General features: G+C 70.2%; 6 protein-coding genes. 2 read left to right on the top strand and 4 right to left on the bottom strand.

Annotated features, from left to right (window positions below; genetic code table 11):
* A partial coding sequence (locus tag VFO26_RS07390; RefSeq protein WP_325114280.1) for a 30S ribosomal protein S1 occupies nucleotides 1-720 on the bottom strand: 720 nt, incomplete at its 3' end.
* Between the two features lie 65 nt (nucleotides 721-785).
* Here VFO26_RS07390 and VFO26_RS07385 point away from each other — a divergent pair.
* Nucleotides 786-1499 carry an MBL fold metallo-hydrolase gene (locus tag VFO26_RS07385; protein ID WP_325114279.1) on the top strand — a complete coding sequence of 238 codons (714 nt, stop codon included), beginning with the start codon at nucleotides 786-788 and terminating at the stop codon, nucleotides 1497-1499.
* Nucleotides 1500-1565: 66 nt separating this feature from the next.
* On the opposite strand, the gene VFO26_RS07380 is transcribed toward VFO26_RS07385, so the two are convergent.
* Nucleotides 1566-5270 carry an alkaline phosphatase family protein gene (locus VFO26_RS07380; protein WP_325114278.1) on the bottom strand — a complete coding sequence of 1235 codons (3705 nt, stop codon included), beginning with the start codon at nucleotides 5268-5270 and terminating at the stop codon, nucleotides 1566-1568.
* Nucleotides 5271-5544: 274 nt separating this feature from the next.
* Nucleotides 5545-8136, bottom strand: a complete 2592-nt coding sequence (polA, locus tag VFO26_RS07375; RefSeq protein WP_325114277.1) for a DNA polymerase I — start codon at nucleotides 8134-8136, stop codon at nucleotides 5545-5547.
* Between the two features lie 234 nt (nucleotides 8137-8370).
* On the opposite strand from polA, the gene VFO26_RS07370 reads away from it, so the two are divergent.
* On the top strand, nucleotides 8371-9351 hold the full coding sequence (locus tag VFO26_RS07370; protein ID WP_325114276.1) for a GNAT family N-acetyltransferase: 981 nt from the start codon (nucleotides 8371-8373) through the stop codon (nucleotides 9349-9351).
* A 137-nt stretch (nucleotides 9352-9488) separates the two neighbouring features.
* Here the strand turns inward: VFO26_RS07370 and VFO26_RS07365 are convergent, their stop codons facing one another.
* Nucleotides 9489-9917 (bottom strand): hypothetical protein, encoded by a 429-nt coding sequence (locus tag VFO26_RS07365; protein ID WP_325114275.1) that lies wholly within the window; start codon nucleotides 9915-9917, stop codon nucleotides 9489-9491.
* Nucleotides 9918-9933 lie beyond the last annotated feature (16 nt).

The following is a 9933-nucleotide window of genomic DNA, read 5'->3' as shown; positions in this document are numbered from 1 at the left end:
GATGTGGATCAGGCCGTCCATCCCGTCGAGGTCGACGAACGCGCCGAAGTCGACGATGTTCGAGATCGTGCCCTCGACGACGTCGCCCGGGTTGAGCCGGTCGAGGATCGCCTGGCGCATCTCCTTGCGCTCGTCCTCGAGGACGGCGCGGCGCGAGAGCACGACGTTGTTGCGCGACCGGTTCAGCTCGATGACCTTGCAGCGCAGCTCCTTGCCGAGGAACTCGTCGAGGTCCTGGACGCGGCGGATGTCGACGAGGGACGCCGGGAGGAACCCGCGGACACCGAGGTCGAGGATCAGGCCGCCCTTGACGACCTCGATCACCCGGCCGTTGACCGGCTCGCCGGTCTCGGCCGCGCCCTCGATCGCCTTCCAGGCGAGCTCGAAGCGGGCACGCTTCTTCGAGAGGAGCAGCCGCCCCTCGGCGTCCTCCTTCGTCATCACGAGCGCGTCGATCTCGTCGCCGACCGAGACCTCGTCGGACGGGTTCACGTTCCGGCGGATCGAGAGCTCCGCGACGGGGATGACTCCCTCGGACTTGTAGCCGATGTCGACCAGCACCTCGTCCTTGTCGACACGCACGACCGTGCCGTGCACCACCTCCCCTTCGTTGATCGTCGGGAAGGTGCCTTCGTAGTCCGGAATCAGCTCCCCGTCGGGGCCGGTCGTCCAGACTCCGGCTTCGGGTTGGGTGGGTGTCTCGAGTGTGTGGTTGCTCATCGGAGCGGGGAGTATAGCGGGGGATTCGCGGCGGTTTGGACGCGCGAATCCCCTGGAACTGCAGCATGAAGATCACTCTCGTACGCAGCGCGACGATCGTTCTCGGCCTCGGAAAACGGCGCATTCTGGTCGATCCGATGCTCGATCCGGCGGGGGCGCGGCCGCCGGTCGGGAGCACCGCGAACCCCGTCCGCAACCCGACCGTCGAGCTTCCGTTCCCGGTCGACGAGGTGCTCTCGGGGCTCGACGCGGTGCTCGTGACACATCGTCACAAGGACCACTTCGACGACACCGCCGCAAAGCAGTTGCCCCGCCACCTGCCCGTGCTCTGCCAGCCCGAGGACGAGGCCGCGCTCCGCGAGCTGGGCCTCGACGCGAGGCCCGTCGAGTCCACGCTCGCCTGGGGCGGGGTGCTCGTGCATCGCGTGCCGGCCCGCCACGGCTTCGGCGCCGTCGCGGAGTCGCTGGCGCCGGTCAGCGGCTTCGTGCTGGGGGACCTCTATCTCGCCGGCGACACGGTCTGGTACGAGGCGGTCGAGGAGACGATCGAGCGTTTCCGGCCGCGCGTGGCCGTCGTGAACGCGGGCGGCGCATCATTCCTCGAGGGCGGGCTGATCGTGATGGGGATCGACGACGTCCGCGAGGTGGCGGCGCGCGTCCCCGTCGTCGTGGCCGTGCACATGGAGGCGCTCAACCACTGCCACCTTTCGCGGGCCGAGCTCCGCGCCGCCGTCCCGTCGGCCATCGTGCCGGCCGACGGCGAGACGATCGAGGTCTGAGACACGGAGAGGGCCCGGTCTCCCGGGCCCTCTCCTCGTTGCGAGTCGCTGTGAGTCGCCGGTGACCTAGGAGGGACCGACGATGCGCCCCTCGACGTGCGGGTCGATGGGCGAGTTCGCGGTGATGTAGTCGATCGTGACATCGAGCAGCGCGTCACCCGGCTGCAGGACGTTCGTGCCCTGGGCGAAGACGGTGTAGCCGTCGCCGCCGCCGTACATGAAGTCGTTCGTCACGAACCGCACCGTGTCCGCCGGTCCGATCGGTGTCTGGGGGCCGGTGATGCCTTCGGGCGTCTTCCACATGCCGGTCACGACCGGCGTGGCCCCGCTGCAGCTGAACGTCACCCTCAGCCCGGAGACCTGCGGGAAACGGCCCGTTCCGCCCGGGAAGCCGGGCTGGCAGAACGGAGTGAAGCCGTTCACGAACGCCTGACGCAACTGGTCACCTGTGAGCGTGAGGATGGTCGTCCGGTTGCCGAACGGCAGCACCGCGAAGACCTCTCCCCACGTGATCTCGCCCGGCTGCTCGCCGGCCGAGGGCGGCTGGAAGAACAGGTCCTGGCGGAGCCCGCCGGAGTTCGTGAACGCGGCGTCCACGCCCGGGTACTTGTCGCGCATCGCATCGGTGACGAGGTTCCCCATCTCCGACTCGAAGAGCCGCGTCGGGGCCCGCGTCACGTCGTTCAGCTGGGTGCCGATGACCTTGTTCCGCAGCACCGCCGTGTCGGCGTTCGCCTTGTCGACGATCGCCTTCACATCCGCCCGCTGCGGGACACCGAGGCTCTTCGCCACCCGCGTCGCCCCACCGGCCCAGGAGACGTCGCCGCCCTTCACGATCAGCTGGAGAACCGAGTAGCTGGTCCCGGCGTTGATCCCCTCGGTGACGAGGATGTTGCCGCGCATCAGGTTGGAGATGCGGTGCGTGTGCCCCACGATCATCGCATCGACCGTGGTGTCGGCCAGGGCGTCGGCGATGTCGAGGATCGGGCCGATCCACGGCACGCCGGGCGTGTTGCCGATCGGGTTCCGCCCGTCGTTCGTGCCCTGATGGATCACGACGATCTGAACGCGCACCCCGTCCTGCCGGAGCCGCTCGGACTCGGCCTTGATCCGGGGTGCCTCGGCGAGGAACCGCAGGCCGGCCGTCGCGCCCGCCGAGACGAGCTCGGGCGTGTTCTGGAGCTCGGCGCCGATGACGCCGACCTTGACGCCGTCGATCGTGAACACCTTCGACGGGGTGACCCACGAGGGAGCCTGGCCCGTCGCGGCCTCGACGATGTTCGTCGCGAGGAACGGGAACTTCGCCCGCTCCTGGTGCCTGAGCAGCCGCTCGACGCCGTAGTCGAACTCGTGATTCCCGTACGAGGTCGCGTCGAGGCCCCAGGCGTTCTCGACGTCGATCGCAGGCATGTCCTCGAGCAGGGCCGAGTTCGGCGGCGACGCGCCGACGTTGTCACCACCGGCGAGGATCAGGCCCGGGCCGGGCAGGCTCGCGAGCTCCTGGTCGAACATCGTCGCGAGCGCGGCGGCGCCGCCGACCGGCGCGTTGATGCCGTCGAACGCGAGCGCCGTCGACTCGAGCTGCCCGTGGAAGTCGTTCAGGCCGATCACGGAGATCGGCTTGTACGAGTTCCCGCCCTTGAGGACGTCGAGCAGCACCCGGCCCTGGCTGTGCTGCGGCTCGGGGATCCCGAGCATGAACGCGAGGGTCGGCGCGAGGTCGATCGTCCGGGCGCGCACCTCGCCCTTCGCGATGCCATCGCCCCCGGCGATGAACGTCGCCCGCATGTTCACGTTCGCCGCGAGATCCTGGACGTCCGGCACGTAGCCGTGCTGTCCGAAGAAGTGCGACGGGGCGACGAGCGTGCCCGGCGTCTCCGCGTCGAACTGGTACGGCGGGAACGAGAAGACGACGAGGTCGCCCGTCCGCGTCGGGTGGGCCATGTCGCTCGTCGAGTTCGGGCCGTTCGGGATGAAGCGCGCCTCCTCCTTCGTGAAGATGCGGTCGATCATCTTCCAGCCCTCGGGCCGGCCGTCGTGCGTCCAGTCGTTCGTGTCGGTGAGGCCGGCGTACTTCGCCTCGATCGCCGCCACCGTCGCCGCGACGTCGGTCGCCGGGATCTGCGTGAAGCCGCCGCCGGCCGGGTCACGGCCCGCGACGTTGAGGTAGATCTGCAGCGCGGCACCTGCCCAGCAGGCCTTCGCCTTGCCGATCGTCTCACCCGTCGCCGGGCGGCAGTTCGACGTCTGCGGGCGTGAGAGCAATCCCATCTCGACGAGCGGCTGACTCGCGTCGATGGCGAGGAACTGCGGCGCGAACCCGTGGTCGGAGGCGACGAACGTGGTCGGGTCCTTCGCGACGAGCGCGCGGGCCCGCTTCAGGACCTCGTCCGCCTCCTTGTAGGCCTCGCGGATGTAGCCCTCGCGGGCGGCGACGCGCCCGTCCGGCTTCCCGTCGAGGTCGACGTCGTCGTACGCCGGGTTGGCCGCGCCGCCGGGGAGCTTCGGCGAGACGAGCCCGAGGAACTGATGCTGGAACTCGTCCGTCGTCGGCATGCCGACGAGCAGGAGGTCGGGCTTGTACTTCTCGCCGATGTACTCGAGCATCGGGAGGTGGGCCGTCTTCCAGTAGAGGCCCTGGGCCACGTACGTGTCCTCGGACACGACGCCCGCCTCGAGCACGGCGAAGTCGGCCGCGGTCGAGGTCTTGAACTTCTGCGCGAGGAACTCGGCGAAGTCACCGGTGAAGCCCGGCTCGCCCGGCCAGCCCGGCCAGCTCGCGAACGCGCGGCTGACCGACGTGTGGAACAGGCGGACCCGCGAGAGGTTCGGCGTCAGCTCCTCGACCCGGACGAGCATGCCGGCAGTGAGGCCGTTCGAGGAACCGCCCTGGATCGTCACCTTGACGTCGGCCCACTGGCCCTCGGACAGGATCCCGACCGAGTCGGCCGCGCTCTTGGTGCGCGAGAACAGCACCTTGTCGTAGTTCACCCGCCCGTCGTTGGTGGAGTCGAAGATCCACGCGTTCAGGCCGTACTTGTCGGCGCCGAAGTCGAGCACCCGCATGCGCATCTCGCGCGCCGGGCTGAACGTCGACGGCAACGAGCCTGTCCAGCCGCTCGCGGCCGTCGGCGCCGCGGCGGGGAACGCAGGCTGGCCGGCGTAGCCGGCCGGATGGTCGAACTGGAGCCCGAACGCCGAGATGAACGGCGCATCGTCGAACAGCGGCTCCCCCGCCTTGCCGATGAAGTTGGTCGTGACGCCGCGACCCGAGAAGAACCCACGGAAGTCGATCGTCGGCCCCTTGATGGTCGCGTTGCGACCGCCGGCCCACTCGACCTGGGCGACCTTGAGCCCTGCCCGCTCCGCGGACTGGGCGATCGACTCGGCCTGGAGGACGTTCGGGTCGAACGCGGCCGTGCGGTTTCCGAAGGGCTGGCCGTTGACGTGGAAGGTGTTGTTCGTCGAGCCGTGCACACCCGGCCAGGCGCCGGTCGCAAGGCTGTACCACCCGGCGCCGGTGTTCGGCGGCGCCTGGGTCAGGAGGCCGTTGCCCGAGGCGGAGGTCCCCTTCTTCATGAAATCCGACATCGTCGGCATGACCCCCGCGTACTTCGCGACGAGGTCCTGGCGCAAGCCGTCGGCCGCGAAGAAGACGGCTTTCTCGGTCTCCTTCGCCCCGGCCGACTGACCGGCGGAGCTCGCCGCGGCGGTCACGAGGCCCGCGAGGGCCAGGGCCGCCAACGCACCAACCACTGTCACGCGTCTCATCCTGTGCTGTGTCCCTTCTCGTTGCGTCGTCGTTCGCCGTCGCTCGCCGACGGCAGAGCGTTCGAAGTGCGGCCGGGAGCGACGCCGGCGAGCCGGTATCCGTCGCGATGAACGGCCTCCACGATCTCGAGGCTCCGGAATCTCAGGATTCACTCTCCCCCTGGGTTCCCCTGTGCACAACGCGTCTCCTCAGGACGCTCGCGGGAGTGTAGACAGGTCGGGGGCGCTTTGAAACCCCACTGCGGCGTTCGCGCAGCCTGACTGCCCCGTGGGGTCACTCCTTGGCGTCCGCCCAGGTGTCGCCCACTCCCGCCTCGACCGCGAGCGGCGGGTCGAGCGGGTACGCGCCGACCATCTCCTCGCGGACGAGCTCGCGTACGGCACTCGTCTCGATCTCGGGAACCTCAAGCAGGAGCTCGTCGTGCACCTGCAGGACGAGCCGCGAGATGCGCCCCTCGCGGCGCAGCCGCTCGTGGATCCGCACCATCGCGACCTTGATCACGTCCGCAGCGGTGCCCTGCATCACGGTGTTCACGGCGAGCCGCTCCCCGAGCGAGCGGGTCTGGCGATTCGACGCGCGGAGCTCCGGGATCGGGCGGCGGCGCCCGAGAAGCGTCGTGACGTAGCCGTCCGCTGCGGCGTTCGCAATCGTCCTCGCGATCAGCTCTTGCACGCGTGGGAGCCGAGCGAGGTAGGTGTCGATCAGCTCCTGCGCCTCCTCGCGCGGGATGCCGAGATTCTCGGAGAGACCGAACGACGAGATCCCGTAGATGATCCCGAAGTTGACCATCTTCGCGGTGTCGCGCTGACCGCGGCCCAGTTCCGCCTGCGGGATGCCGAACACCTGCGAGGCCGTCGCCGCGTGGATGTCCTCCCCCCGCGCGAACGCCTCGCGGAGGACGGGCTCGCCGGAGACGTGCGCGAGGATCCGGAGCTCGACCTGGCTGTAGTCCGCAGACAGCAGGCGCGACCCCTCGTCGGCGACGAACGCCGAGCGGATGCGCCGCCCGAGCTCGGTGCGCACGGGGATCGACTGCAGGTTCGGGTTGGTCGTGGAAAGCCGGCCGGTTGCGGCGACGGCCTGGTTGATCGTGGTGTGGAGCCGTCCGTCGCGCTCGTCGATCAGCTCCGGGAGCGGCAGGAGATAGGTGTTGAGCAGCTTCGTCAGCTCGCGCCACTCCTCCACGACCGGCACGATCGGATGGTCGTCACGGATCACGCGCAGCACACGCGTGTCGGTCGAGTAGCCCGTCTTGCCCTTGCGGCCGGCTGTGAGCTCGAGCTTCTCGAAGAGGATCCTGGCGAGCTGCTGTGTGGAGCCGAGCTGGAACTCCTCACCCGCGAGCTCCCACGCGCTCGCCTCCAGTTCCTCCACCCGCTCGGCGAGACGCGCGGTGATCTCCCCCATGCGGTACGCATCGATCTTGATGCCGGCGTCCTCCATGTCCGCGAGGACCGCCGTCAGCGGCAGCTCGACCTCGTCGTAGAGCCGCTCGACCCCCCACTCCCGCAGCCTGGCCCGCAGCTGCGGCGCGAGGCGCCGGGCCGCCTCGGCCCGGCGCACGAGCGAGGCGGTCTCCTCCTCCGTCGCCGGTTCCGGGACGAGCTCGAGCCCGTGCTCCCGCGCGAGCTCGTCGATCTCGTAGCCGGCGCGGCCGGGATCGACGAGATAGGCGGCGATGAGCGTGTCGTCCGCGGGCGCGTGGCCGAGCCGCAGCCGCTTGGCGTCGTGGGTGGCGACGTCGCACGAGGCCAGGAGCCGGCCGATCTCGCCCGACGCGACCTCCGAGACGACCACACCGTCCGAGGTGGCGGCGGCGAGCCTGCCGTCGGCGAACGCGACGCCGAGCAGGCCCTTGTGCTGATCGAGCACAAGCTCCTCTGCCGCGCCCTCGCGCCAGGAGACGGCCTCGCTCTCCATCTCGATGTCCGCCGCGGGCAGGGCTTCGTCGAGCGTGTCGACGCGGCCGAGCAGCGCGCGGAACTCGAAGCGCCTGAAGATCTCCTTCAGCGTCGAGCGGTCGGGCGGCGCGGACACGAGCTCGGACGGGTCGACGTCGAGCGGAAGGTCGCGTCGCATCGTCGCCAGGACCTTCGAGTCCCGCGCCTGATCGGCATGCTCGCGCACCGACCGGCCGCGTGCAGGCGACAGCTCGTCGGCATGGGCGATGACCTCCTCGAGCGAGCCGTACTGCGAGATGAGCTGCCCGGCCGTCTTGTCCCCGATCCCCGGGATCCCCGGGATGTTGTCGGAGGTGTCGCCCTTCAGCCCGATGAAGTCCGGCACCTGGTCGGGCCGGATCCCGTAACGGAGCTCGACCCGCTCGGGCGTGTAGACGTGCACGTCCGCGACGCCGCGCGGGGTCATCATCAGCGAGACGTTCTCGCTGCAGAGCTGGAAGGCGTCCCGGTCGGTCGAGACGACGCAGGTGCGGATATCGGCGTCGTCGGCGCGGGTCGCGAGCGTCGCGATCACGTCGTCGGCCTCCCACCCTTCGAACTCGAGGTTCCGGTAGCCGAACGCCTCCACGATCGGCCGGAAGTGCGGGAACTGCTCGCGCAGCAGGTCGGGCATGGGCCGACGGCCCTCCTTGTACGTCTCCGCGAGCTCCGTGCGATGGGTGGGGCGCGTGTCCCACGCCACCGCGACGCCTCGCGGCGCGTAGTCGGACAGCAGCTTGAAGAGCATGTTCGTAAACCCGAGCAGGGCGTTCGTCGGCTGACCGTCCGTCGTCTGGAGCTCCTCGGGGAGCGCGAAGAAGGCGCGGTACGCGAGGTTGTTCCCGTCGACGAGGAAGAGCTCGGCTCCCCGGACGGGGCCGTCGTCGAGCTGCAGCTCCTCGCCCGTCAGCGTCTTGGGGCTCACGCGCCGAGCCTATCCGAGCGCGGGGGAAACCATGTTTCCCCCGCGGGCCCCCTTCTTGAGCGTCGTCCAGAGGTCTCCCGCGCCTGGCCTCCCGGCCGGCAAAGCCGGCCTCCGGCCTCATAGGTGAGCGCAGTGGCCAAAGGTGGATCACGCTCTCGGTCGTTCTTGAGAACGACGCGAGACCGTTCGCGAGGAGGACGCAGTGGAGGGTCTCGGCGGTCTAGCCTCCGCCGCATGACCTCGGCGACCGCACTGTCCCCTACGATCGTCCCCCTCGCCGGCGAGCACCTCGACGACGCCTCTGTCCTCCTCGCCCAGCGGCACCGCGCTCAACGGCTCGTCGAGCCCGGGCTCGACCGGCAGTACGAGGATCCAGCGGCGAGCCGTGCCGAGATCGAGGAGCTTCTTCGGGTCGACGGTGCGTCCGGCGCCGCGGCGCTCGTCGACGGCGAGGTCGTGGGCTTCCTCGTCGGACGGCCCCGCGAGGCGAGCTGGGGCCCCAACATCTGGGTCGACCCCGCCGGGCACGCGGTCGTGCAGGCCGAGCTCGTCCGCGACCTCTACGCCGCCGCCGCTGGCCCATGGGTCGAGGCGGGGCTCACGTCGCACTACGCGATGGTGCCGGCGACCGACCCGGCGCTCGTGGACGCCTGGTTCCGCCTCGGGTTCGGCCACCAGCACGTCTACGCGATACGCGAGGTGCCGCCCGCCGGACCGCAGGCTGAGCCCCCTGAGGGGGTCGTGGTCCGTGAGGCACGACGGGAGGACATCGATGCGCTCGCGCGGATCGACGTCGCACTGCCCGAGCACCAGGTCCGGTCGCCCGTGTTCTCACGGCTTCCGCTGCCGAGCCTCGAGTCGACCCGCGCGGAGTACGAGGAGGACTTCGAAGACCCGCGCTTCACGACCTTCGTCGTCGAGCGCGACGGAGAGGTGCTCGGCGCCACCATCGCGTGCCCGATCGAGGTGTCCTCGACACACCGGAGCCTCGCGCTCCCGCCGGGCGCCGGATTTCTCGGCTTCGCCTCGGTCCTTCCCGACCACCGCGGCTCGGGCGCGGGACGCCTGCTCGGGGAGGCGGTCTTCGCCTGGGCACGCCGGACGGGACGGGACTTCGTCGTCACCGACTGGCGCATGACGAACCTGCTCGCGTCACGCGCATGGCCTCGGCTCGGGTTCCGGCCGACGTTCTACCGCCTGCATCGCGCGATCTAGCGCGGGGCCCTGGCTCCCCCGCCGTCCTCCCCCGTGCACGGGCTCACCGCCAGTGGGCCTCCCGATCGGCGAGGCCGGCCTCCGGCCGCGACCGATCGCGCATGGCTCCAGGTCCTACCCATCGAGGCACTGCCGGGCTAACCCAACGTGACACGGATACGCACGGTGTGACCGTGCGGTGCGAAGTCGCCGTCCCCCTCGAGCATCCCCGTCGTCGCGAAGATCTCGACATCCCTGCCGACGTCCGGCGAGCGCTCGACCACGTGGGTGGAAGCCTCCGCGAACGTGCCGAGCAGCGCGAACGCGGCCTCGCGTGGGTTCCGCACCGTCGCCGCACAGGCAAAGACGTCGACCTCGAGCACGGCGTCCGCCACCTCTGCACGCGTCAGCTCCCAGCCGCGCTCGGCGCACATCCGGCGCACGTGCGGGAGGAGGTGAGCGTCCGCATCCTCGGTCACCCAGTCGGGCTCGAGCATCGCATGACGCAGACGATCGAGATCGGGCACCGCCGCTTCCGCCGAAGCGATGCCACGGCCCCGTGCGTCGATGTCCCAGCGTCTCCGCACGGACCGAACTCTACGA

This window comes from Gaiella sp. (assembly GCF_035710885.1).
Lineage (GTDB): Bacteria > Actinomycetota > Thermoleophilia > Gaiellales > Gaiellaceae > Gaiella.
This window is presented reverse-complemented; position numbering and strand designations above follow the sequence as displayed.

Excerpts from the sequence above, each read along its gene's own strand:
- VFO26_RS07385 (WP_325114279.1), top strand. The coding sequence starts at position 786 with ATGAAGATCACTCTCGTACGCAGCGCGACGATCGTTCTCGGCCTCGGA.
- VFO26_RS07380 (WP_325114278.1), bottom strand. The coding sequence starts at position 5,270 with ATGAGACGCGTGACAGTGGTTGGTGCGTTGGCGGCCCTGGCCCTCGCG.
- VFO26_RS07370 (WP_325114276.1), top strand. The coding sequence starts at position 8,371 with ATGACCTCGGCGACCGCACTGTCCCCTACGATCGTCCCCCTCGCCGGC.